Origin of the sequence: Mycobacterium sp., from assembly GCF_032159775.1 — a bacterium.
Lineage (GTDB): Bacteria > Actinomycetota > Actinomycetes > Mycobacteriales > Mycobacteriaceae > Mycobacterium.
Window position 1 is genome coordinate 1 of sequence record NZ_JAVHWK010000060.1, and the last position, 23,700, is coordinate 23,700.

The following is a 23,700-nucleotide window of genomic DNA, read 5'->3' on the forward strand; positions in this document are numbered from 1 at the left end:
CGGCGATGAGGTCGAAGCCCTTGTCCTCACCAAGGAGGACAAGGAAGGCCGTCTGATCCTGTCCAAGAAGCGTGCGCAGTACGAGCGCGCCTGGGGCACGATCGAAGAGCTCAAGGAGAAGGACGAGGCCGTCAAGGGCACCGTCATCGAGGTCGTCAAGGGCGGCCTGATCCTCGACATCGGCCTGCGCGGCTTCCTGCCCGCGTCGCTGGTCGAGATGCGCCGCGTCCGCGATCTGCAGCCGTACATCGGCAAGGAGATCGAGGCCAAGATCATCGAGCTCGACAAGAACCGCAACAACGTGGTTCTGTCCCGTCGCGCCTGGCTCGAACAGACCCAGTCCGAGGTGCGTAGCGAGTTCCTCAATCAGCTGCAGAAGGGCGCCATCCGCAAGGGTGTCGTTTCGTCCATCGTCAACTTCGGCGCGTTCGTCGATCTCGGCGGAGTCGACGGCCTGGTGCACGTCTCCGAGTTGTCCTGGAAGCACATCGATCACCCGTCCGAGGTCGTTCAGGTCGGCGACGAGGTCACCGTCGAGGTACTCGACGTCGACATGGACCGCGAGCGGGTCTCGTTGTCACTCAAGGCGACTCAGGAAGATCCGTGGCGACACTTCGCCCGCACCCACGCGATCGGCCAGATCGTGCCGGGCAAGGTCACCAAGCTGGTGCCGTTCGGTGCGTTCGTCCGCGTCGAGGAGGGCATCGAGGGTCTGGTGCACATCTCCGAGCTGGCCGAGCGCCACGTGGAGGTGCCCGACCAGGTGGTCGCCGTCGGCGACGACGCCATGGTCAAGGTCATCGACATCGACCTCGAGCGTCGCCGCATCTCGTTGTCGCTCAAGCAGGCCAACGAGGACTACACCGAGGAGTTCGACCCGTCGAAGTACGGCATGGCCGACAGCTACGACGAGGCCGGCAACTACATCTTCCCCGAGGGCTTCGACGCCGAGACCAACGAATGGCTCGAGGGCTTCGAGAAGCAGCGCGACGAGTGGGAAGCCCGCTACGCCGAGGCCGAGCGCAGGCACAAGATGCACACCGCGCAGATGGAGAAGTTCGCAGCGGCCGAAGCGGCCGCAGCCGCGGCGCCCCCTTCCTCGTCCAACGGCGCGCCGCGCGACGAGGAGCAGTCGGCAGGCGGGTCGCTGGCCAGCGACGCTCAATTGGCGGCGCTCCGGGAGAAGCTCGCGGGCAACGCCTAACCGGCGCTTGACCGCATGCTGCGCATCGGTCTGACCGGCGGAATCGGCGCCGGCAAGTCGACGGTGTCCGCCGCCTTCAACGAGTGCGGCGGCATCATCGTCGACGGCGACGTGATCGCCAGGGAAGTCGTCGAACCGGGCACACAGGGGTTGTCTGCGCTGGTGGACGCATTCGGCGCGGACATCCTGCTACCCGACGGCGCACTGAACCGGCCGGCGCTGGCTGCCAAGGCATTCGTCGACGACGAGCAGCGCGCCAAGCTCAACGGCATCGTGCATCCGCTGGTGGGCACGCGACGTGAGGAGATCATCGCAGCGGTGTCCGACGATGCGGTCGTGGTCGAGGACATCCCACTGCTCGTCGAGACCGGAATGGCACCGATGTTTCCCCTTGTGGTCGTCGTCCATGCGGATGAGGAGACCAGGGTCGCCCGGCTCATCAAGCGCGGGATGGACGAGGCCGATGCCCGGGCGCGGATCGCGGCTCAGGCGCCGGAGGAGCAGCGGCGTGCGATTGCCGATGTGCTGCTGGACAACTCGGGCTCGAAGGGGGCGTTGGTCGAACGTGCGCGCGACATCTGGTATCAGCGAGTGCTGCCGCTCGCACACAACATCCGCACGCGCGAAGCCGTGCGCAACCCGCCGAGGCTGGTCCCATATGACCCGGCGTGGGTCGATGACGCCGGTCGGATCATCAATCGGCTGAAGACGGCCTGCGGTTCAAAGGCATTGCGCGTGGACCATATCGGCTCGACCGCGGTCCAGGGGATGGACGCCAAAGACGTCATCGACGTCCAGCTGACCGTCGAATCACTCGACGTCGCCGATGAACTCGCCGACGTATTGCTCAATGTCGGCTATCCCAGGCTGGAGAACATCACCGACGACGTTCCGCACGACGGTGACGCGTCACTGTGGCGCAAGCGTATTCACGGTGCCGCCGATCCGGCGCGGCCGGCGAATGTTCACCTCCGGGTCGACGGCTGGCCCAACCAGCGGTTCGCCCTCTTGTTCGTGGACTGGTTGAGCGCGAACCCTGCGGTGCGCGACGATTATCTGGCGGCCAAGCGCCACGCGATCGCCTCCCGCGATTACGTCGAGGCGAAGGAACCGTGGTTCCTCGACGCCTACTGGCGGGCCATCGACTGGGCCGAAGCAACCGGGTGGACTCCCCGGGAAGACCGCTAGGTCACCGGCGGACCAGCGTCATCGGCGGGCAGTGCCTCCGCGGCGGGCGCGTCAGGCGCCGGATTGTCAAGTGCCGCGCCGCATTGCAGGGTGCCGTACAGCGGGTCGTCCTTCACCCGGAACAGCCTCGGTGCGATGAACTGATCGGCCTGCGCGACGATCTCGTCGTCGACCAGGATCTCGCAATGCAGATTCGAACCGTAGGGCCATTCGATGGAGACTGTCATGCCCGCCAGCTTCGGGTCGGAAAGGACTGTGTTGACCTCGAAAGTGCCCCCCGGTAGCAAGGTGGGCTGGTCGCTGTTGACGTTCGTGTCGTCGATCTTGTAGGCGACGATCGCCCCGCGCGACGTGCCGTCGGCTCGAGCCCTGTACGTGACATTGTGCTGCAACCCGTCAGCGGCAGCGGGCACCACGTCGCTCTGTGGATCCGCAGGGGTAGGGTCGGCCGTCGCAGGCACCGGAATTAGCTGGGACGCCGCGACAACGGCGGTTACGGCCCCGACAGCCATCCAAACATGCTTGGTCGAACTCATGGCAGCGACATTACGCTGCGCGCCAGATTTGGTCCAAGTCGTAGCCAGGGAGCGCGCGCGGTGGAAACCTTCGATGTCGGGCAGGTCAGGCAAGCAGCTTGGCCAGTCGCTGCGCCGGCCTGGTCAAAGAGCGGCCGCGTCGGGAGATGTCGGACCAGGGATCACCACGTTCGGCGACGCGCTCAGGGACATCGCGGATGGTGAAGGAGTCGGCACGCAGGCCGCGGCGGCCCAGCTCATCCCACTCCAGCGGAGTAGCGACCGGCGCCCCGCGCCGGGCCCGGACGGCGTATGGCGCGACCGCGGTCTGCCCGTACGCGTTTCGCATGACGTCGAGGTACAGCCGGTCGCCGCGCTTGGCCTTGCGCGCCTCGACGGTGCGATGCGCCGGGTCGTCAGCGGCGACCACATCGGCGACGTCGCGGGCGAATTGCCGCACGGCGTCGAAGTCGGTGTTCGGTTTGATCGGCGACACGACATGCAAACCCCGCGAACCTGTCGTCTGCACATACGAGACGAGCCCGATGTCGCCCAGCACGTCGGCGACCGTCCTGGCCGTCGCCTTGACCACCGCAAAGTCGTCGACTGTCGGGTCGAGGTCGAAGACGATCCGGTCGGGAGTGCGTAACCGGTCGCGCTTGGAAAGCCATGCGTGCACGATGACGCAGTTCTGGTTGGTGAGCCACCGCAGGGCGTCGCGGCTGTCGGCCGTGGGGTGTACAACTGTGCCGTCCTCCTTGGCGACTCTGACGCGCCCCATCCACTCCGGCAGCGAGTCGGCGAAATCCTGTTGCACGAAGCCGTTCTGGTCGATGCCGCGCGGATAGCGCCACAACGTGAGCGGACGACCCCTCAGGTGCGGCACCATTGCCCCGGCGATGTCCGTGTAGTAAGCGACGAGGTCTCCCTTGGTGATGCCGTCGGCGGGAAACAGCACCCGATCGGGGTGTGTGATCTCGACTTTGGCCGACATCAGCGGCTCTCCCTCACGACGTCCTTCGGGCTCTTGTCGGTGCGCAGGCCGACATAGCGCGGGTGGCGCAGCTTGCCGTCGCGTGTCCACTCGCTGAATGCCACCTGCGCAACGGAGTTAGGCCGCACCCAGTGCGCGCCGGGCTCTTTGGCCCCGTCGACGGTCGGGTGATCGTGCTCGGTGCCTGACAGCCGCTTGTGCAGGCTGCGCAGCGTCGCGGTGTCGAAGCCCGTGCCGACCTTGCCTGCGTAACGCAGAACGTCACCGTCGTGGTAGCCGAGTAGGAGCGCACCCAACCCGACGCGGCTGCCCTTGGGGGCGGTGTAGCCGACGATGACGAACTCCTGGTCGAGGCTGCACTTGAACTTCAGCCAGTTCGATGAGCGCTTGCCTGCGTAGGGGGCGTCGGCCAGTTTGGCGACGACGCCTTCATCGCCGCGTCGACATGCCGCTGTGAACGCTGATTCGCCGTCTCCGACCCGGTGCGTGGTGTACCGCAGCGGATCGTCGAATTGAAACGATCTGCGCATCAGTCGTTTACGCCACAACAACGGCACTTCGGTGGTGGATTCACCATCGAGGTGCATGAGGTCGAACAGGTAGTAGAAGACCGGGATTCCGGATGAGCGGGCTTCGTCGGGGTCGGTGAGACCGAGTCGGCCCTGCAGCCGCGCAAAACTGGTGCGTCGCCCTTCGAATGCGACGATCTCGCCGTCCACGACGAACTTCGAGCACGGCTGGGCGGCCAGCGCCTCGACCAGTTCGGGATAGGTGCCGTTGAGTGACTGGTGGTTACGCGTCAGGAGATGCACGCGGCGGCCGTCGCGAAAAGCGAGGCACCGCACCCCGTCGAGTTTGCGTTCGAAAATCCAATCGGGATCCGAGAAGCGTTCGTCCGTCAGGGTTGCCAAGGTAGGGGCCTGCCAGGAGGGCACCCGTTCCGTGCGCAGGTTCGCGCGCACGTCATCGGGAACGTCGCGGATCACGACTTGGGACATACCCGCAGCATGTCGGGTCTATGCGCGATGCCAGCTCAGGGTCACGCCCGCCGCGCCAAGCCAGCGATCCAGGTTGTAGTCATGTCTGGCGAGTCCGTCTATCGCGGCTGCCGCCGATTGAACCGCCCGCTCGCCGACGTCGGGCGCCAGTAGCCCGTGTCGCACTGCGGACAGCAACTCGTCGACGTCATCCAGTTCGACGTCTCTGCCGGTGCGCAGCACCAGGTCGAGATAGTGGTCCTCGGACTGCCATACCTTCGGCCCCGGCGTGTAGCGGCCGATGTCGAGGTAATAGTCCTGATCGAGTTCGTGCCCGGGGTTGAAGTGGAAGATCGATGCCCGCAGCCCCAGTGACGGCAGCAGCCACGACTCCAGGTAATGGAACTGGGCGCGGCCGGGCGTCGGGCGGGCCATATATAGGCCCCACGGCTTCACCGTGTACTCGTCAACCGCGCGCACGATCCCCTTGGGATCGGTGTTGGTGCGTGCGACCAGGTCGAATTTCTCGTGCTTGGGAGCGTGAATACCCAAGCATAGGCTCGGGAACAGCCGATGTCGGTATGTGGTTCTACCCTGTGAACATGGCTTTCGCTACCGAACACCCCGTACTGGCGCACTCCGAGTACCGCCCTGTCGAGGCGATGGTGCGCGCGGGTGGCCGGTTCGAGGTCGTCAGCGACTACCGCCCGGCGGGTGACCAGCCTGCGGCGATCGAGGATCTGGAGCGCCGCATCAACTCGGGGGAGCGCGACGTCGTGCTGCTGGGCGCCACCGGCACCGGCAAGTCCGCGACGACGGCATGGCTGATCGAGCGGCTGCAGCGGCCCACCCTGGTGATGGCTCCGAACAAGACACTGGCCGCACAGCTGGCCAATGAACTGCGGGAGATGTTGCCGCACAACGCCGTCGAATACTTCGTCTCGTACTACGACTACTACCAGCCCGAGGCGTACATCGCGCAGACGGACACCTACATCGAGAAGGACAGCTCGATCAACGACGACGTGGAGCGGCTCCGGCACTCCGCCACCTCGAGCCTGCTGTCCCGGCGGGACGTCGTGGTGGTCGCCTCCGTGTCGTGCATCTACGGCCTCGGCACCCCGCAGTCGTACATGGACCGGTCGGTCGAGGTGAAGGTCGGCGAGGAGATACCGCGCGACGCTCTGCTGCGATTGCTTGTCGACGTTCAGTACACCCGTAACGACATGGCGTTCACCAGGGGTTCGTTCCGGGTACGCGGCGACACGGTCGAGATCATCCCGTCGTACGAAGAGCTCGCGGTCCGTATCGAGTTCTTCGGCGACGAGGTGGAGGGGCTCTACTACCTGCACCCGTTGACGGGCGACGTGGTCCGCAAGGTCGACTCGCTGCGAATCTTTCCGGCCACGCATTACGTCGCCGGGCCGGAGCGGATGGCACATGCGATCTCGACCATCGAGCAGGAGCTCGAGGAACGGCTCGCCGAGCTCGAGAACCAGGGCAAGCTGTTGGAGGCGCAACGTCTGCGGATGCGGACCAACTACGACGTCGAGATGATGCGCCAGGTCGGCTTCTGCTCGGGCATCGAGAACTACTCGCGGCACATCGATGCGAGGCCTGCCGGCTCAGCGCCTGCCACCCTGCTGGACTATTTTCCGGAAGACTTCCTGCTCGTCATCGACGAGTCCCATGTGACGGTCCCGCAGATCGGCGGCATGTACGAGGGCGACATGTCCCGTAAGCGCAACCTGGTCGATTTCGGTTTCCGGCTGCCGTCAGCGGTCGACAACCGACCGCTGACCTGGGAGGAGTTCGCCAACCGGATCGGCCAGACGGTGTACCTGTCCGCCACACCCGGCCCATACGAGCTGAGCCAGACCGGTGGAGAGTTCGTCGAGCAGGTCATCCGGCCGACCGGGCTGGTCGACCCGCAGGTGGTCGTAAAGCCGACCAAGGGTCAGATCGACGACCTGATCGGCGAGATTCGTAAGCGCACCGAGGTCGACGAGCGAGTCCTGGTGACCACACTCACCAAGAAGATGGCCGAAGACCTCACCGATTACCTGTTGGAGACGGGTATCCGGACGCGCTATCTGCATTCGGAGGTCGACACGCTGCGTCGCGTCGAATTGCTTCGCCAGCTGCGGCTGGGCGAATACGACGTGCTGGTCGGTATCAACCTGCTGCGAGAGGGTCTCGACCTCCCCGAGGTGTCGCTGGTGGCGATCCTGGACGCGGACAAGGAGGGCTTCCTTCGTTCGCCGCGAAGCCTGATCCAGACGATCGGCCGAGCGGCGCGCAACGTGTCCGGTGAAGTGCACATGTACGCCGACACCATGACCGACTCGATGAAGCAGGCCATCGACGAGACCGACCGCAGGCGATCGAAACAGATCGCCTACAACAAGGAGCGCGGCATCGACCCGCAGCCGCTGCGCAAGAAGATCGCCGACATCCTCGACCAGGTGTACCGCGAGGCTGACGACACCGACGTCGAGGTGGGCGGCTCGGGCCGGAATGCGTCTCGGGGCCGTCGTGCGCAGGGCGAGCCGGGCCGCGCGGTCAGCGCAGGAATCATCGAGGGCCGCGATACCTCGAGCATGCCGAGGGCCGAGCTCGCCGATCTGATCAAGGATCTGACAGCTCAGATGATGGCCGCTGCCCGTGACCTTCAGTTCGAACTGGCTGCCCGAATACGGGATGAAATCGCGGATTTGAAGAAGGAACTCCGCGGCATGGATGCAGCAGGGCTGAAATAAGTTTGATCTCAACTGTGGTTGAGGTCATACGGTGACCGGTATGACTGAGACCGCGGCAATCAAGCCGGGCGGCTGGCGTGACTTGTTCGGCCGTGAGCGGCTCGGTACCGCGACCCTGCTCGCGGGCGGCGTCGGGTTGTACGCCACCAACGAATTCCTCACCATCAGCCTGCTGCCGAGCACGGTCGCCGACATTGGTGGCCAGCGGTTCTACGCGTGGGTGATCGCGGTGTATCTCGTCGGTTCCGTCGTCGCGGCGGCGGCGGTGAACCCCCTTCTCGTCAGATTCGGGCCCAGGGCGTCATATCTGCTGACGTTGGCGATCTTCGGGTTGGGAACGCTCGGCTGTGCACTGGCTCCGAACATGGAACTGCTGCTGGTCGCCCGCACCGTGCAGGGCGCGGCCGGCGGCATGCTGGCGGGCCTCGGCTACGCGGTGATCAACTCCGCGCTGCCCAACTGGTTGTGGACAAGGGCGTCGGCGCTGGTGTCGGCGATGTGGGGCGTGAGCGTGATCGTCGGTCCCGCCATGGGCGGGATCTTCGCCCAATTCGGTATCTGGCGGTGGGCTTTCGGGTCTTTGGCCATCTTGACGGTGGCCATGGCGGCGCTGGTGCCGGGTGCGCTGCCTGCCCGCAGCCGCAGCGATCAGCCGTCGACGATCCCTCGGATCCCGCTATGGTCGCTGCTTCTGCTCGGCGCCGCCGCGCTGGCGATCAGTGTCGCGGGGGTGCAGCGAGGCGCGGCCGCCACCTTCGGTCTCCTCGCCGTCGGCGCGGTGATGGTCGCCGTCTTCCTGATCGTCGACCGGCGTGCCCGGGCGACGGTACTCCCGCGGGCGGCATTTGGGCCGGGGCCGCTGAAGTGGATGTACGTCACAATTGGGCTGCTGATGGCCGCGACGATGGTCGACATGTACGTGCCACTGTTCGCCCAGCATCTGGCAGGCATGGTGCCCGCGGCGGCCGGATTCTTCGGCGCCGTGTTGGCGGTCGGCTGGACGCTGTCGGAGATCGCGAGCGCATCGGCCAGCCGGACACGCACCGTCGTCCGCCTGGTCGCCGCTGCTCCCGCGGTGATGGCTATCGGTCTGGCCCTCGGCGCGCTCGTGCTTGTTGACGACTTGAGATGGCCGTTGGTGGCCGCGTGGGCTGTCGGGTTGTTCATCGCCGGTTCCGGTGTCGGCATCGCGTGGCCCCATCTATCGGCGTGGATCATGGGCGCAGTCGAGGACCCGGTGGAAGCCGGCACCGCCTCGGCCGCGATCAACACCGTGCAGCTGATTTCCGGCGCGTTCGGCGCAGGGCTGGCCGGCGTCGTGGTCAACCTCACCCACGGCGGGGAGGCTGCGGCGGCGCGATGGTTGTTCGCCGTGTTCGCAGTACTGGCCGCCGTCGGGTTCGTCGCTTCCTATCGCGCATCGCGCCAACGATAGGGTCGGGCTGATGGATGCGCTTTCCGCCGGGCAACTGAGCCGCGCCCTCGACAGGTTGCACTCGACCATCTATTTCGCAACCGAGTCGAGTGAACGATTCAGTGAGCTCGGCCTTGGGCACCAGCGCATGCAGTACTTCGCGAGCCGATCGGCGCCGATGGGGGCAGTCGGCGCGAAAGTCGTTGCAGCGACGTTCTTCAACTTCAACCCCGAGCTGATCGCCAAGTCGATACCCGCCGCGTGGGCGATCGCGTCGCCAGCCGATGTGACTCGGGTGCGGTATCAGATCGTTGACGCCTTGATCCCGAGAATCCTCGGCGAGCAGCGGGTCGGCTCACCGGAGTTCGCACAATCCGTGGCGATCGTCCGCCGTACCGCCGAGGCGATCCCGAACGCAGACGGCCGCCCGCTGTACGCCGGTCACGCCGAAATCGACTGGCCGCAGACGCCGCACACACAACTCTGGCATGCCATCACGCTGTTACGGGAGTATCGCGGCGACGGTCATATCGCCGCCCTTGTCACCCACGGGCTCAGCGGCATCGAGGCGCTGATCACCCATGTCGCGACAGGCACCGGCTTCGATCCGGAATTCGGCCGGAGGCTGCGCGGCTGGAGCCAGCAGCAGTGGGACGATGCGGTCGACGGGTTACGCGACAGGGCACTGCTCGACGATGCTGGCCAACTGACCGATGCCGGGAATGACCTACGCGCCGGCATCGAGGATCTGACCGACGAATTGGCTTATGCACCATGGCAGACGGTGTCCGACGACGACACGCAGGAGCTGGTCGCGTTGGGGGAGATCATCAGAGACGGCGTGCGGGCGGCAGGCGTCTTCCCAGCCAACGCATTCGGGCCGCGGTACGGACAGCACCGCTAACGCTAGTCGGGATCCTCGTCGAGCTGGCGGATCGCTGTCACACCGTCGATGGATGCCAGTACGGTCGGCGCGGTCAGGATTCCGCTGCCACGCCGACGGCGGCCCGCCCACCGGCCGCGGACCCGCAAGCGTCAGCATGACACCGGTCTGGCCCGATGCCGTGCCGAGCGGCTCGCCAGGGGGGTCGGCGGTCAACTCTGTGAGCTGCCACTGCCGCCGGTCACAGGCCTGCAGCAGTCGAGTCAGAACGCCCTGCCCTTCGGTGTAGACGACATGCAGCCGGATCGCGCCGCTCAACTTGGAGCTCAGACGTCGCGCCAACGGCATGAAGCCGACCACGACGAGGAAGTGCGTGGCGGTCACCGTGACTGCCAGCAGCAGCAGGCCCGCGCCCGCGGCCATTCCGATCGCCGCCGCTTCCCAGATGGACGCCGCAGTGGTCAAACCGTGTACCGAGCCGCGCCGGAAGATGATGATGCCCGCACCGAGAAACCCGATGCCCGAGACGATCTGGGCCGCGACACGTGACGGATCCACTTCGACGGTGCCCGCGGCGAGAACATCGCTGAACCCGTACTTGCTGACCAGCAGTATCAGCGCCGCCGCGGTGCCGACGATGGTCTGGGTGCGGATTCCGGCGCTTTTGCCCTGGAGTTCGCGTTCCAGTCCGATGAGCGCGGTCAGCCCGAAGGCGAGTCTTCGCCGCGCCGTGGGGGGGTTTGCCGCCTCTAGTGATCACTGCGAGCCGAATACTGTTCTCTGGTCGCGCGCTTGGGCATAGTCTCAACGCGACGCGGGTGTGGCTGAGTGGCTAGGCAGCGGCCTGCAAAGCCGTGTACACGGGTTCGAATCCCGTCACTCGCTCCAGCCAATGCTCGATTCAGATCAGGCCGGAGGCGACGCGCAGGTCGGCGACCAGTGCGTCGAACGCCTTCTCCCGGTCCTCTGGCGGCCCGCGCAGGATTGCCGACGGGTGCACGGTGGCGACGACCCGCGGTTTGCCGTCCAGATCGACGGACAGGTCGTTTTCCGGCAGCTGAAGCACTTCACCGCGGTGCTGGGTCAATCGAAAGTCGCTGCCCAGCAGTGACTTCGCGGCTGTTGCACCAAGGAGCACCACCACGCCGGGATCCAAGGCGTCGAGTTCGGCCAGCAGCCAGGGCCGACACGACACCACCTCGGTCCGGCTGGGGGTCTTGTGGATGCGGCGCTTGCCTCGCTCCTCGAACTTGAAGTGCTTGACCGCATTGGTGATGTAGACACGCTCGCGGTCGATGCCCGCGGCGAGAAGCGCCTTGTCCAGTAATCGACCGGCCGGACCGACGAACGGCTGTCCCGTCTTGTCCTCCTGGTCACCAGGCTGTTCTCCGACCAGTACGACCCTGGCGTCGCGCGATCCGCCGCCGAACACCGCCTGCGTGGCGTTGCGGTACAGGTCGCAGCCCTTGCAGTTCTGCGATGCGTCGGACAGAACGGTCAGGTCGTCGGTGTCCGGCACGAATTCAGCGGCGCTCGGTGATGCCATACGGACTGGGTTACCCATCCTGTAGCCGGTGTCACGTCCACCGCCACGACGTGACCTTGGCAGCGCATGGAACGTAAAACCCCAGGACAATACCGCTCACGCGGATGAATGACTCCCATGTTTGCCCGACCTCGGGTTAGGGTCATGCGTTGGTGGTGCAAACGACTCTGGGAGGGTATGGATGAGCGGCTATCGGACCGTGGTGGTTGGCACGGACGGGTCGGATTCGTCGTTGCGTGCGGTGGATAAGGCCGGCCAGATCGCCGCGGGTTCGGGCGCGAAGGTGATCGTGGCCACCGCCTACTTCCCGCAGAGCGAAGACCAGCGGGCCGCCGACGTCCTGAAGGACGAGGGCTACAAGATGTCCGGCAACGCGCCGATCTACGCGATCCTGCGTGAGGCGAGGGACCGTGCTCAGGCCGCCGGTGCGACGGAGGTCGAAGAGAAGGCCGTCGTGGGCGCCCCGGTCGATGCGCTAGTCGAGCTCGCCGAGGAGGCCCAAGCGGACCTCCTCGTCGTCGGCAACGTCGGCCTCAGCACCATCGCGGGCCGACTGCTCGGCTCGGTGCCCGCCAATGTCGCGCGGCGGTCGAAGACCGACGTACTGATCGTTCACACCACGCCGTAATCCCGGCGGGACCTAGGTCGCCGACGCCTTCGCGATCTCGGCGACGGCCGCGTCCAGCGTCGCGTTGAAGTCGTCGTCGCTCTGCTGCGCGTTGAGGCCCTCGGTGAGAGCTCGGGAGAAGCTGGCGATCACGCCGTTGTTGCGTGACAGCTTCTCGCAGGCTTCACCGCGGCTGTAGCCCCCGGAGAGCGCCACCACCCGTACCACATTGGGATGGTCGACCAATTCGCGATACAGGTTGTCCGTGTCGGGCAGCGTCAGCTTGAGCATGACCTTCTGATCGTCACCCAACCGGTTGACGCCGTCGAGAAGGCTCGCTTTGAGCTGATCTTCGGCTTCGGCCTTTTCGGGGCTGTTGATGTCGACCTCGGGTTCGATGATCGGAACCAGACCCTTCGCCAGGACCTGCGAGGCGACCTCGAACTGCTGCGCCACAACCGCATCCACACCCGCGCCGGGCAATTTGATGACGGACCTCTCCTTGGTTCCGAACACACCGTTGGCCACCGCGCGATCGAGAAGTTCGTCCAGACCGGGCATCGGCTTCATCGTCTGCGCGCCGTCCTGTTCGTCGGCCAGCCCCTTGTCGATCTTCAGGAAAGGCACGATTCCCTTGACGTTCCACAGGTAGTCGGCCGTCGGCCGGTCCTCGACGGCGCGGTCCATCGTCTGTTCGAAGAGAATCGCGCCCACGATGCGGCCGGCATCGAAGGCCGGGCTGGTGATGATCCGGGTGCGCATCTCATGCACCAGGTCGAACATCTGATCGTCGCCCGAATAGGCGTCCTCGGGGATGCCATAGAGCTTCAACGCTTTCGGGGTACTGCCGCCACTCTGGTCGAGGGCCGCGATGAAGCCGGCACCGCTGTGTGCCTTCTCCAACTGCTCGGGATTCATGTGCTTCTCCTTTTCAGCTGCGTTGCATCACCTTAAGACCCGCGGGAACTGCCTGATCGGATAGATGTCGTAGAGGTCGCGGTACGACGGAGGTAGACGGCCGTTGTCATCCTTGATGTCGTAGTCACGTGCGAGCTCCGCGCCGATCCATGTCTGACCGCTTTTGTCCATCAGATCGGGATCGGTGAACAGCGCCCAGATGAGATGTCCTGTCAATTCGGGAGTTTCGGCGATTTCGAGCATCCGGGCCAACTTCTCCGGGGCACTCGCGACGATGTTCTTGAGTCGTTCGGTGAGCAGGATGCCCATCCAGATGGACACCGAGGCGATGCCGAACTCCTTGAAGTCCACCGCCATATCGGCTGCCATCTTGTCCATACCGGCTTTATGCACGCCATATGACGGACCGAACACGTAGTGGGCGGCACCCGGTGCCGACGTGAACACCACCAGACCCTTTCGCCGGGGGAGCATCAGCGGTGCCGCGTAGACCGTGGCGACATAACCGCTGCGCAATCCGACGTCGAGGGTGTCGATGACGTTGACGGGTTCTTCCCAGAACCGCGTCCTGCCCATCATCTCGTCGCGGATGATGGCCGCGTTGTTGACCAGGATGTCGAGCCTGCCCTGCTCGGCTTGAACACGGTCGAAAAGGGCCTTCGTCTGCTCGTCGTTGGCGTGGTCGACAACGACCGGGATGCCCTCGCCGCCTGCCTCGGTCACCAGCTCGGCGGTCTCGGCGATCGTGCCGGGGAGCGACGACTGGCCAGGCTGCGTCGTGCGCCCCGTGACATAGACGGTGCACCCGTGGCTGCCGAGCGCATGCGCGATGCCGAGGCCCGCCCCACGGCTGGCGCCCGTGACGACGGCGACCGGGTTCTCGGTGCAGATCACCAACCGCGCTCTTTCCACTCGGCAAGGTGTGGCCGCTCGGCGCCGAGCGTGGTGTCGTCGCCGTGACCGGGATATATGACGGTCGAGTCGTCGTAGACGTCGAATACCCGGTTTGTGACATCGTCGAGCAGCTTTTCGAAGTCGCCTTCCCGCCACGTCTTGCCCACCCCGCCGGGGAACAGGCAGTCGCCCGTGAACAGATGGGTGGCCCCGGTTTCCGGGTCGGCGCCGTTCAGCGCCAACGCCACCGATCCCGGGGTGTGGCCGCGGAGATGGATGACGTCGAAGGACAGCTCGCCGACCTCGACGGTGTCGCCGTTGGCCAGTATCCGGTCGGGCTTCACCGGCAGGGGGTCGGCGTCGAGCGCGTGGGCCGCCGTCGGCACACCCGTTGCCTCGGCCACCTCCGACAGGGCCAGCCAGTGGTCCTGATGCTGATGGCTTGTCACGATCAGCGACAGCTTCGGGGCATACTTCTCGATCAGCTCGAGCAGGATCTGGGCGTCGTTGGCGGCGTCGATGAGTAGCGTCTCGCCGGTGTGGGAACACGTGACCAGGTATGCGTTGTTATCCATCGGGCCTACCGAAACCTTGACGATCGACGCACCAGGAAGATTGCGCCGCGCCGCGGTCTGAGGCTCAAGATGGCCGGTGTAGTTGTCGTCGACGACAGTCATGGTGCTCACGGTATCGGCCTTGTCGGTGGCGGCACATAGCATGGGCATCAACTATGTCTTCGGGAGGAAAAACGGGTGGTTGACCGCCTGATCGTCAAGGGTGCCCGCGAGCACAACCTGCGAGGTATCGACCTCGACCTGCCCCGCGATGCGCTGATCGTCTTCACCGGCCTGTCCGGTTCGGGCAAGTCGTCGCTCGCGTTCGACACGATCTTTGCCGAGGGCCAGCGACGCTACGTCGAGTCGCTGTCGGCGTACGCCCGGCAGTTCCTCGGACAGATGGACAAACCAGACGTCGACTTCATCGAAGGCCTGTCGCCTGCGGTGTCGATCGACCAGAAATCCACCAACCGCAATCCGCGCTCGACGGTCGGCACCATCACCGAGGTCTACGACTATCTGCGCCTGCTCTACGCCCGTGCAGGCACCCCGCACTGCCCGGTGTGTGGTGAGCGCATCGCTCGGCAAACCCCGCAACAGATCGTCGACCAGGTGCTCGCGATGGACGAAGGTCTGCGCTTCCAGGTCCTCGCCCCGGTGGTGCGCACCCGAAAGGGCGAGTTCGTCGACCTGTTCGACAAGCTCAACACGCAGGGCTACAGCCGGGTCCGCGTCGATGGGGTGGTGTATCCGCTCACCGACCCGCCGACGCTGAAGAAGCAGGAGAAGCACGACATCGAGGTCGTCGTCGACCGCCTGACGGTCAAGGCGTCCGCCAAGCAGCGGCTGACCGATTCGGTGGAGACGGCACTGAACCTCGCCGACGGCATCCTCGTGCTGGAGTTCGTCGACCGCGAGGACGACCACCCGCATCGGGAGCAGCGCTTCTCCGAGAAGCTGGCTTGCCCGAACGGTCACCCGCTGGCCGTGGACGACCTCGAACCGCGGTCGTTTTCGTTCAACTCGCCGTACGGCGCCTGCCCGGAGTGCTCGGGCCTTGGCGTTCGCAAGGAAGTGGATCCCGAACTGGTCGTCCCTGACCCGGATCTCACCTTGGCCGAAGGTGCGATAGCGCCGTGGTCGATGGGCCAAACGGCCGAATACTTCACTCGCATGATGGCCGGCCTCGGCAGTCAGCTCGGCTTTGATGTCGACACCCCGTGGAAGAAGCTTCCCGCCAAGGCCCGCAGAGCGCTTCTCGAGGGCTGCGACGAGCAGGTTCACGTGCGGTACAAGAACCGTTACGGCCGAACCCGTTCGTACTACGCCGATTTCGAGGGCGTGATGGCGTTCCTTCAGCGCCGCATGGAGCAGACTGACTCCGAGCAGATGAAGGAGCGTTACGAAGGTTTCATGCGCGACGTGCCCTGCCCGGAATGCGACGGCACCCGGCTGAAGCCCGAGATCCTCGCCGTCACGCTGTCGGCGGGCACGTACGGCAAGAAGTCCATCGCAGAGGTGGCGGACCTGTCGATCGCCGACGCGTCGGACTTCCTCAACTCGTTGACGCTGGGGACGCGCGAGCATGCGATCGCGGGTCAGGTGCTCAAGGAGATCCAGTCGCGGCTCGGCTTCCTGCTCGACGTCGGGCTGGAATACCTGTCGCTGTCGCGCGCGGCGGCGACGTTGTCAGGCGGTGAGGCACAGCGCATTCGTCTCGCCACACAGATCGGTTCAGGCCTGGTCGGGGTGCTGTACGTGCTCGACGAGCCGTCCATCGGCCTGCATCAGCGCGACAACCGGCGGTTGATCGAAACACTGCTGCGACTGAAGGACCTCGGCAACACCTTGATCGTCGTCGAGCACGACCTCGACACCATTGCGCACGCCGACTGGGTGGTCGATATCGGCCCGATGGCGGGCGAGCACGGCGGGCGCATCGTGCACAGCGGGACGTATGCAGACCTGCTCCGAAACCGCGAATCACTCACCGGCGCATATCTTTCCGGCCGGGAGCGCATCGAGGTGCCCGCCATCCGGCGGCCCGTCGACCGCAAACGGCAGCTCACGGTTGTCGGCGCACGGGAGCACAATCTGCACGAGATCGACGTGTCCTTCCCGCTCGGGGTACTGACCTCGGTGACCGGCGTATCCGGGTCCGGCAAGTCGACGTTGGTCAACGACATCCTGGCGTCCGTGCTGGCCAACAAGCTCAACGGCGCCCGGCAGGTTCCCGGCAGGCATCTGCGGGTCAACGGACTCGACCAGGTGGACAAGTTGGTGCGGGTGGACCAGTCTCCGATCGGCCGCACACCGCGGTCGAATCCGGCGACCTACACCGGGGTGTTCGACAAGATCCGGTCACTGTTCGCGGCCACCACAGAAGCGAAGGTCCGCGGCTATCAGCCGGGCCGGTTCTCGTTCAACGTCAAAGGCGGTCGCTGCGAAGCATGCTCCGGTGACGGCACCATCAAGATCGAGATGAACTTCCTGCCCGATGTGTACGTGCCGTGCGAGGTGTGCAACGGTGCCCGGTACAACCGGGAAACCCTCGAGGTGCACTACAAGGGGAAGACCGTCTCCGAGGTGCTCGACATGTCGATCGAGGATGCGGCGGAGTTCTTCAAGCCGATCTCCTCGATTCACCGCTATTTGCAGACACTGGTCGACGTCGGGCTGGGCTACGTGAGACTCGGCCAGCCCGCGCCGACGCTGTCCGGCGGTGAGGCGCAGCGGGTCAAGCTGGCTTCTGAGCTGCAGAAGCGGTCGACCGGTCGCACCGTCTACATCCTCGACGAGCCGACGACAGGCCTGCATTTCGAAGACATTCGCAAACTGCTGACCGTTCTCAACGGGCTGGTCGACAAGGGCAACACGGTCATCGTCATCGAGCACAACCTGGACGTGATCAAGACGTCGGACTGGATCATCGACCTTGGGCCGGAAGGGGGCTCGGCGGGTGGGACCGTCGTTGCCGAGGGTTCGCCCGAGGATGTCGCTGCGGTGCCGGAGAGCTACACCGGCAAGTTCCTCTCCGAGGTGCTCGACGCGGTGCCCGCCAAGCCGACACGGCGTCGCCGCAAGGTCAGTGCGTGAGGTATGTTCTCCTGAAGTGAGAATGCCATTACCGGGCATTGACCGGCGAGGAGACCATGTCGAAAACCGTGGTGATCGGCGCATCGAGCGGCCTTGGGCGATGCATTGGACTCGGACTGGCGCAACGCGGTGACCAGGTGGCTCTGCTCGCCCGCCGTCGGGATCGGATCGAAAATGCGGCCAAGGAGGCGGGCGGAGATTCGGTGGCCGTCGAATGCGACGTGACCGAAGAGGCGTCGGTGCGCTCCGCGATCGCGGCCGCCGCAGAAGCGCTCGGCGGTATCGACAACCTGGTCTACACGCCGGCGATCGGCTCGGTGATGCGACTCGTCGACACCGATGCCGACACCTGGAGCAGGGTCTTCGCCACTAACGTCACCGGTGCCGCAATCGCCACCTCAGCTGCCGTCCCTCATCTCACCCGATCGGCGGGCAAAGTCGTCTATCTATCTTCTGATGCAGGCACTTTCGGTCCGCCGTGGCCCGGGCTTGCCGCGTACGGCGTCAGCAAGGCCGCGCTCGAAAGGCTCATCGAAGCATGGCGCGCTGAGCACCCGGACATCGGTTTCACCAACCTGATCGTCGGGGAATGCGCAGGCGGCGACGGTGACTCCGCCACCGGATTCAGCACCGGCTGGGATCGGGAGCTAACCGGGGAGTTCTACCCGCAGTGGATTTCGCGTGGCTGCATGCCCGGGCAGCTGATGCCGGTCGAGGATCTCGTCGACGTCGTGTACACCATCCTTCGCACCAACACGTCGACGTCCATGCCGGTGGTGGTCGCCCGCGGTGCGCCTGCGCGTCCCTCACCGACCGGCGCGTGACAGCGGCGACGGGAATCGCGGGCTGATCCGCACCCCGTCGAGCCATTCGGTCAGTTCGTCGGCCTGTCCCGTCAGCGACGTGCGAGCATCGCGACCGACATCGTCCAGCAACCGCAGCTCAACGCGGCCATCTCCGTCCTGAGCCCAGGCCCCCACCACCCGGCCGTTCCACCAGAGGGTCGGACCGGCGTTGCCGTTCGTGTCGAAGACCTGGCTGCGATGCCCACCGAGATACCAGTCGCGGTCGTACCAACCCATCGTTGTCACGTCCAGACCGGGCAGCAGCGCACCCCACGGGTCGGGTTCGACCTCCACCTCGAGGTCGTCGGGCAGTGCGAAACCGGGTGTCCCGTCCAGGTCGACCTCGACGGCGTCGACGTCACGCAGTGCGTGCCGCGCCCAAGTAAGCGTGTTGCCGAACCACCACTTGATGTCGGTGACGGTCGCGGGCCCAAAGGTACGCAACCAGACGCGAACCAGATGTGCACGCGCCGACTCGGGCGCGGCCACGCCGGGCGACTCGGCAAACCAGTCGGTCGCCGCGGTCCACTGCGGCCGTGATGTCGTCCACGTTCCCTCATTGGGGCCGCGGATGATGTCGCCGCGCACGGAAAGCACGGTCAGCACCCGCGGAGAAAGCGGAGTGTCACCGCCCCAACGTTTTCCGGGTGCGGGATCGTAGCTGCCGGCAAGTTCGGGTATGGCCGCCCGCAATTGTCTGGCGTTGGTCGGGCCGTTCTCGGCCAAATGCCTCAACACCGCGTCGCACGCGCGGCCGAGCCACTCCTCGCCGCTGGTGGCAATGCCCGCCTTCTGCACATCGGCGACCAATCTGCGACGTTCGGTGTCGGCCACCCGGTCACTGGCCGCCGCCTGGATGTGGGGGAGGTCGTCGGCGGAGATCACCCAGAGCGTGCGGCGCATTGCGAGATGTTTAACCAGATTGCGGCGCAGGTACAGCGCGGTGTCGAGATCGCCGACGGTGAAGCCGGGCAGCCGCGCCCAAAGCGACAGGTAAGGCGTCGCGGGGTCGGTGGCGTGCAACCCGACAAGGTCCGTGACGGCCCGATCCATCGAATCGGCCGGGGCAGCCAGGAAATGCCGTCGCGCCAGGCGTGCCCGCCGTTCGGCGTCCGTGAAAGACCGCATCGCCTGCGAACCGTACCGCCGCCGCCCGACAAAGGTTGGGATCGGTAGCGGTCCGGCCCATCTTGACTTCATCTCGACGCCGCCATCGAGGCGACGCGCGAACGAAGGGATCAGGACAATGAATCGAGTTGTCGCGGGTGCACTGGGGCTGCTCGCAGGAGCCGCACTGCTGGTGGGATGTTCGGATGACAAGAGCGCATCGACGGCGTCCGCCGGCGACACGCAGGCCAGCACGGGCGGTAGCACCGAGGTCAAGGTCGACGGCAAGGACCTGGCCGGCCTGGATCTCAACTCCGTCACCTGTGTCAAGCAGGCCGGCAAGATCACCGTCGCCAGCGGCGCCGTCGGTGGCCAGCAGGGTCTCGGCATCTTGATGTCCGACGCCGCCACGCCGTCCGTGGACTCGCTGGCCATGGTGGTCGATGGAAGCGCACTAGCCGTCAGCCAAATGGGCGGCATGAAGAGTGGTTCGGCTGACGTCAAGGTCGACGGCAGCACCTACACCATCACGGGTGAGGCTACCGGCGCCGACATCAAGAACCCGATGGCCGGCATGATCACCAAGCCGTTCACGGTCAAGGTGACCTGCAAATAAACGGCTCCAGCCGGGCGGCGGGCGTGCATTGCGCGCCCGCCGCTTCCTAAGATTGCGCCATGAGCATCCATGACGAGCTCGACCGAGCGCGTCAACTCATCTTCGCCGCCGACGAGGTGACGGCCAAGGATCTGTTGGTGGGCCTCGGCGAGCAGATCGAGGACGGCGAGCGCGACGACCTCCTACTTGAGGTCTTCGCCCTGCTCGGTGAGATCTATCTGGTGCGTACCGCATACAACGGCACCGAAGAAAGCATCCGCCGTATCGACGACCGCCTGGCGATCTACCGGTCGATACGGGCGGGCACGAACGCCGAAGCCGCCGCGCAGGTGACGATGTCGGACACCGAGATCGATCACATGGTGTGTAGGTACTCGCGCCGGGCACAGTTCCTGAGGGCGGGACTCGCCGCCGCCGACCACGGTGACCACGAGGGAGCCGAGCTCGCCCTGTTCGTCTTGTGCACCGACGATTCCGGCGCGGGCCATCCCGATCTCGCGGCCGAGCATCGGTTCCTGATCACCTACGCGCAGATCTTCTGTGCAAACGCGCTGTGCGACGACGACCTCCACGTCCAGTCGGTTCCCCTGTGGGAGAAGGTGCTCGAGGCCATCGACCGGCCGGGTCACAGCGGCGAGGCCGACGACCACCTGCTGGTCCAGGGCGCCACGGGATATGGCCGCTTCAGCGTCGAGACCGGCCGGCTTGCTGAGGCGGAGCCCTGGCTTCGGCGAGCAGGCGCTCGAGCCGAAGCCCGAGGATGGGACTTGGCCAGAGCGAGAACACAACTCGAACGCGGCACGGCGGCGTGGGCGTCTGGTGACGTGCGGCAGACACAGACGCTGGTACACGAGGCCTATCCGGCGATAGCCGAGGGATACCGGGCCCACGATGTTTCGCGGAGCTGGCTGTACTTCGGTTTGATCGCGATGTCGGTGAACAGGCTCGACGACGCCGACGAGCGTTTCGGGCACGCTGAGCGGCATTGGCGTGAGGTGGAGAAGCCTCTTCACATCCATCGCATTCTGTTGCAGCGCAGTTGGGTCGACATCCTGGCCGGCCGGTTCGATGCGGCATCCGAGAAGGCCCGCGAGGCGCGGGAGCTCCTTGATTCGTGGCCGCGCCGCAGCTGGCTGCAGTACGCCAGGCTGGACGATCACGTCGGCAGCATCATGCGCGCTGAGGCGCTGGCCGATCCCGCGAACGCAGCGGTCAAACTGCAGCAGGCCGCCGACCTCAAGGTGCCCGCCGCGCTCGCGGTGGACTCGGTGCGGCACGCGATCGTCGACGCCGACGCGAGAATGCGTTGGGCCACCTTGGTGTCGGCCCGGATTCTGGCGGGCGCCTTCGCCGTGGCCTACGAGTGGGGAAACGCCGACCTGCTCAGCGAGCTTGTCGAATATCACTGTGCGCGAGGCGCTTTCAGTACCGAGCTGACCGACAGCGCGGTCGAGCAATGGATGGGCACCGCGACTGCGGCCGTTCCCGTAGAGGCCGATGATGAGTACGCGCTGGTGGCTGCGGGGTCGCCGGCTGCCTCGGTCGCAGGCGGGCTGACCCGGCTCGGTCCGTTGCCGCCCCTGTGGATGGACCCCGAGAAACCGCCCATCATGAGCCGGTATCGCGACTTGGCGTATCAGCGCTATGGTCGCGACATCACCGCCGACGAGGCAGCCTGGCCGACGTGGCCGTGACCGCCCCCCGGCGGCAGACGCTGGTGCTGCGCTTCGCCGACGTCGGCGTCGCCACCTATGCCAGCCTGCGTGTGGTCGGACAGCCGTCGCGGACCGTCACCTGGGTGGTGGAGGAACCGATTCTTGTTGGGGCACTGGAGAACCTCACACGGGCCCTGCCTGACCCGCACGGTCCCGAAACGCAACGGGACGCCGTGCAACGCGCGATCGCCACGGGGCCGCTCGCGTCGCCGTCGGCCGAGTCGGAGATCGCACGCGACCTTGGCTCCCAGTTGCTCGCCGCACCGGCGTGGCAGCTGTTGAACGACTGCGTAACCTCGCCGCGCGCTGCGTTGTTCGTCTCACCGAGCGCGCGGCTTGCGCGCGTGCCCTGGGCAGTCCTCGCGATGCCGGGCGACGACGGGTTTCGGTTGATCGAGCTCGTCGACGTGTTGATGGCGGCGCCGCCGAACATCGCGAACGCGTCGCGCAGGCCCGTCGACTGGCACAGCAGGAAGAGCGGTCCGCCGCTTCTGGTGCTCGATCCCCGGGTGCCGGGACAACGGCCCGATTCGCCGCTCGGCTCGGTGCTCGGTCGACCGTCTGCGGAATCCCCGTTGGCGGTTCATTTCAGCGACTTGATGCAACGAGGGCCGGTACTTCCCGATGTCTCAACGGCGGTCGAATTGTTCCGCCGCACCGACGCGGGACGCGCCTGGCTGGCCGGGCTTCTCGCGCAATCGCCGAGCAGGCTGCTCTACGTCGGCCATGCGACGGCCGCGGACGGCGATGTCGGTCACGCAGACCGCGCGGCACTGCACCTCGCCGACGACCGTCCGCTGACCGCAGCGGACCTGATGTCGGCCACGCTGCCCTTTCCGCCCCGCATCGCGCTGCTGGCGTGCGCCTCCGGCGGCGACTATCAGTTCGACGAGGCGACGGGGCTGGTGGCTGCGATGATCCTGTGCGGCGCGCAGCTGGTGACCGCGACGCTGTGGTCGCTGCCCACCGCGGCCGGCTACCGGCAGTTTGCGCCGAGTTCTGTTGATACGGAAGCGGATCCGATGGCCGACGCGATCATTGCGGTTGATCTGGCCCATCAGGACGCCGACGCCGGCAGCGCCGTGAACCGCTGGCAGCGCGGACAGATGCGGCGTTGGCGCGACGGGGATGTCACCGCCAGCCCGCTGTACTGGGCTGCGCTGGTCACCTTCACCGTCGACGGGGCACGCTGAAGTCAACTCGGTGGCACGGAGATGGCGACCTCGGATTCGTGACCTTGCCGGTAGTACGTGTCGATAACGCTGCCGGGTGCCACCCTGGGCATCGACGACGCCGGGATCAACGCGATCTCGTGCACCGCGAACTGGCCGCCCTCGGGCCTGCTGACCATCACGTCGAGCTCGACTTCCCGATGGTCTTCGCGGGCTTCGCCGGTTGTCTGCATCCCGGTGACCACGCCGCGTGATCGGATGCCGTGCCGAATCAAGTCGAGTTGCGGTCCTGTGAGTAGTCCTTTGTCGACGAGCATCCGGTCGAAGGCGGCGCGGACGGCCAACATGTCGTCGGCCAGCGAAAGATGTTCGCGCGCTGCAGGGTCGAACGCGACCATCAACACCGTTCCCGGCCGCAGCCCCTCGGCTACCGAATCGCCACGCAGCAGTCCGGTGAACGTCCCGCCCGTCACGCTCTGCACCTCCATGGTGATCACGTCGGTGATCTGCCTGACGGTGCCGATGCCGACGTCGGGTGCGACGGTGGGGTTCGGCGATGCGAGAAGGTTGGAAAGCAGGAGAGTCGCCGCGATGCCGACTCCGATAACGGCCAGGACAGTGAGCAACGTCGCATCAGGCATGCCATGAGGTTCTGACACCGTGCCGGCTACCGAACCCAACTTTTCCGCTAGG

The 23,700-nt window shown here is 65.9% G+C and carries 21 protein-coding genes, 1 tRNA gene and 1 pseudogene; 12 read left to right on the forward strand and 11 right to left on the reverse strand.

Features of this window, described 5'->3' with window-relative positions; translation table 11 throughout:
* Both rpsA and coaE read left to right on the forward strand, forming a co-directional pair.
* On the forward strand, positions 1–1,204 hold a 1,204-nt coding region (rpsA, locus tag QOJ24_RS06580; protein ID WP_526260183.1), incomplete at its 5' end, for a 30S ribosomal protein S1.
* A gap of 15 nt (positions 1,205–1,219) precedes the next feature.
* Positions 1,220–2,392 carry a dephospho-CoA kinase gene (gene coaE, locus QOJ24_RS06585; RefSeq protein ID WP_526260184.1) on the forward strand — a complete coding sequence of 391 codons (1,173 nt, stop codon included), beginning with the start codon at positions 1,220–1,222 and terminating at the stop codon, positions 2,390–2,392.
* Here coaE and QOJ24_RS06590 read toward each other — a convergent pair.
* The 4 genes from QOJ24_RS06590 to QOJ24_RS06605 form a co-directional block, all read right to left on the reverse strand.
* Positions 2,389–2,928 (reverse strand): hypothetical protein, encoded by a 540-nt coding sequence (locus QOJ24_RS06590; RefSeq protein ID WP_526260185.1) that lies wholly within the window; start codon positions 2,926–2,928, stop codon positions 2,389–2,391. The genes coaE and QOJ24_RS06590 overlap by 4 nt on opposite strands.
* 85 nt (positions 2,929–3,013) lie before the next feature.
* Positions 3,014–3,901, reverse strand: a complete 888-nt coding sequence (gene ligD, locus QOJ24_RS06595) for a non-homologous end-joining DNA ligase (RefSeq protein WP_526260186.1) — start codon at positions 3,899–3,901, stop codon at positions 3,014–3,016.
* Positions 3,901–4,899: a non-homologous end-joining DNA ligase gene (ligD, locus tag QOJ24_RS06600; RefSeq protein WP_526260187.1), complete on the reverse strand. Its 999-nt coding sequence runs from the start codon at positions 4,897–4,899 to the stop codon at positions 3,901–3,903. Before ligD (QOJ24_RS06600) ends, ligD (QOJ24_RS06595) begins: the two co-directional genes overlap by 1 nt.
* 18 nt (positions 4,900–4,917) lie before the next feature.
* Positions 4,918–5,424: a ribonuclease FAU-1 family protein gene (locus QOJ24_RS06605; protein ID WP_526260208.1), complete on the reverse strand. Its 507-nt coding sequence runs from the start codon at positions 5,422–5,424 to the stop codon at positions 4,918–4,920.
* 56 nt (positions 5,425–5,480) lie between these two features.
* Here QOJ24_RS06605 and uvrB point away from each other — a divergent pair, with 56 nt between their 5' ends.
* Genes uvrB through QOJ24_RS06620 form a run of 3 tightly spaced genes read left to right on the forward strand, consistent with a single transcriptional unit; the run spans position 5,481 to position 9,955 of the window.
* Positions 5,481–7,637, forward strand: coding sequence for an excinuclease ABC subunit UvrB (uvrB, locus tag QOJ24_RS06610; protein ID WP_526260188.1), 2,157 nt, complete (start codon positions 5,481–5,483; stop codon positions 7,635–7,637).
* 40 nt (positions 7,638–7,677) lie between these two features.
* Positions 7,678–9,072 carry an MFS transporter gene (locus QOJ24_RS06615; RefSeq protein WP_526260189.1) on the forward strand — a complete coding sequence of 465 codons (1,395 nt, stop codon included), beginning with the start codon at positions 7,678–7,680 and terminating at the stop codon, positions 9,070–9,072.
* 10 nt (positions 9,073–9,082) lie between these two features.
* Positions 9,083–9,955, forward strand: a complete 873-nt coding sequence (locus QOJ24_RS06620) for an SCO6745 family protein (RefSeq protein ID WP_526260190.1) — start codon at positions 9,083–9,085, stop codon at positions 9,953–9,955.
* A gap of 372 nt (positions 9,956–10,327) precedes the next feature.
* On the opposite strand, the pseudogene QOJ24_RS06625 reads toward QOJ24_RS06620, so the two are convergent.
* Positions 10,328–10,639 (reverse strand): annotated as a pseudogene (locus QOJ24_RS06625) (MgtC/SapB family protein); the annotation flags it as partial.
* Between the two features lie 109 nt (positions 10,640–10,748).
* On the opposite strand from QOJ24_RS06625, the gene QOJ24_RS06630 reads away from it, so the two are divergent.
* A tRNA-Cys gene (locus QOJ24_RS06630) sits at positions 10,749–10,822 on the forward strand.
* A gap of 13 nt (positions 10,823–10,835) precedes the next feature.
* Here QOJ24_RS06630 and QOJ24_RS06635 read toward each other — a convergent pair.
* Positions 10,836–11,480, reverse strand: coding sequence for a UdgX family uracil-DNA binding protein (locus QOJ24_RS06635; RefSeq protein ID WP_526260191.1), 645 nt, complete (start codon positions 11,478–11,480; stop codon positions 10,836–10,838).
* Positions 11,481–11,661: 181 nt separating this feature from the next.
* On the opposite strand from QOJ24_RS06635, the gene QOJ24_RS06640 reads away from it, so the two are divergent.
* Entirely contained in the window at positions 11,662–12,108 is a 447-nt protein-coding gene (locus QOJ24_RS06640) for a universal stress protein (protein ID WP_526260192.1), read from the forward strand.
* 12 nt (positions 12,109–12,120) lie between these two features.
* On the opposite strand, the gene QOJ24_RS06645 is transcribed toward QOJ24_RS06640, so the two are convergent.
* Genes QOJ24_RS06645 through QOJ24_RS06655 form a run of 3 tightly spaced genes read right to left on the reverse strand, consistent with a single transcriptional unit; the run spans position 12,121 to position 14,576 of the window.
* On the reverse strand, positions 12,121–13,005 hold the full coding sequence (locus QOJ24_RS06645; RefSeq protein ID WP_526260193.1) for a fructose bisphosphate aldolase: 885 nt from the start codon (positions 13,003–13,005) through the stop codon (positions 12,121–12,123).
* Positions 13,006–13,032: 27 nt separating this feature from the next.
* Complete coding sequence (locus QOJ24_RS06650; RefSeq protein WP_526260209.1) at positions 13,033–13,896, reverse strand: SDR family NAD(P)-dependent oxidoreductase; 864 nt, start codon at positions 13,894–13,896, stop codon at positions 13,033–13,035.
* Positions 13,896–14,576 (reverse strand): MBL fold metallo-hydrolase, encoded by a 681-nt coding sequence (locus QOJ24_RS06655; protein WP_526260194.1) that lies wholly within the window; start codon positions 14,574–14,576, stop codon positions 13,896–13,898. The genes QOJ24_RS06650 and QOJ24_RS06655 overlap by 1 nt, the downstream gene beginning before the upstream one ends.
* 75 nt (positions 14,577–14,651) lie before the next feature.
* On the opposite strand from QOJ24_RS06655, the gene uvrA reads away from it, so the two are divergent.
* Both uvrA and QOJ24_RS06665 read left to right on the forward strand, forming a co-directional pair.
* Positions 14,652–17,552 (forward strand): excinuclease ABC subunit UvrA, encoded by a 2,901-nt coding sequence (gene uvrA, locus QOJ24_RS06660; RefSeq protein WP_526260195.1) that lies wholly within the window; start codon positions 14,652–14,654, stop codon positions 17,550–17,552.
* A 68-nt stretch (positions 17,553–17,620) separates the two neighbouring features.
* Positions 17,621–18,376: an SDR family oxidoreductase gene (locus QOJ24_RS06665; RefSeq protein WP_526260210.1), complete on the forward strand. Its 756-nt coding sequence runs from the start codon at positions 17,621–17,623 to the stop codon at positions 18,374–18,376.
* On the opposite strand, the gene QOJ24_RS06670 is transcribed toward QOJ24_RS06665, so the two are convergent.
* Positions 18,359–19,525 (reverse strand): DNA glycosylase AlkZ-like family protein, encoded by a 1,167-nt coding sequence (locus QOJ24_RS06670; RefSeq protein ID WP_526260196.1) that lies wholly within the window; start codon positions 19,523–19,525, stop codon positions 18,359–18,361. The genes QOJ24_RS06665 and QOJ24_RS06670 overlap by 18 nt on opposite strands.
* A 118-nt stretch (positions 19,526–19,643) precedes the next feature.
* Between QOJ24_RS06670 and QOJ24_RS06675 the strand changes: the two genes are divergently transcribed.
* From QOJ24_RS06675 to QOJ24_RS06685, 3 genes are read left to right on the forward strand one after another with little or no spacing between them, the layout of a single operon-like run.
* Entirely contained in the window at positions 19,644–20,120 is a 477-nt protein-coding gene (locus QOJ24_RS06675) for a lipoprotein LpqH (protein ID WP_526260197.1), read from the forward strand.
* 59 nt (positions 20,121–20,179) lie between these two features.
* A complete protein-coding gene (locus tag QOJ24_RS06680) occupies positions 20,180–21,814 on the forward strand; it encodes a hypothetical protein (RefSeq protein WP_526260198.1) in 1,635 nt (544 codons plus the stop codon).
* The gene (locus tag QOJ24_RS06685) at positions 21,796–23,028 is read left to right on the forward strand and encodes a CHAT domain-containing protein (RefSeq protein WP_526260211.1); all 1,233 of its coding nucleotides are present in this window, start codon (positions 21,796–21,798) and stop codon (positions 23,026–23,028) included. The genes QOJ24_RS06680 and QOJ24_RS06685 overlap by 19 nt, the downstream gene beginning before the upstream one ends.
* Before the next feature lie 2 nt (positions 23,029–23,030).
* On the opposite strand, the gene QOJ24_RS06690 is transcribed toward QOJ24_RS06685, so the two are convergent.
* On the reverse strand, positions 23,031–23,648 hold the full coding sequence (locus QOJ24_RS06690) for a hypothetical protein (RefSeq protein ID WP_526260199.1): 618 nt from the start codon (positions 23,646–23,648) through the stop codon (positions 23,031–23,033).
* Between the last annotated feature and the right edge of the window lie 52 nt (positions 23,649–23,700).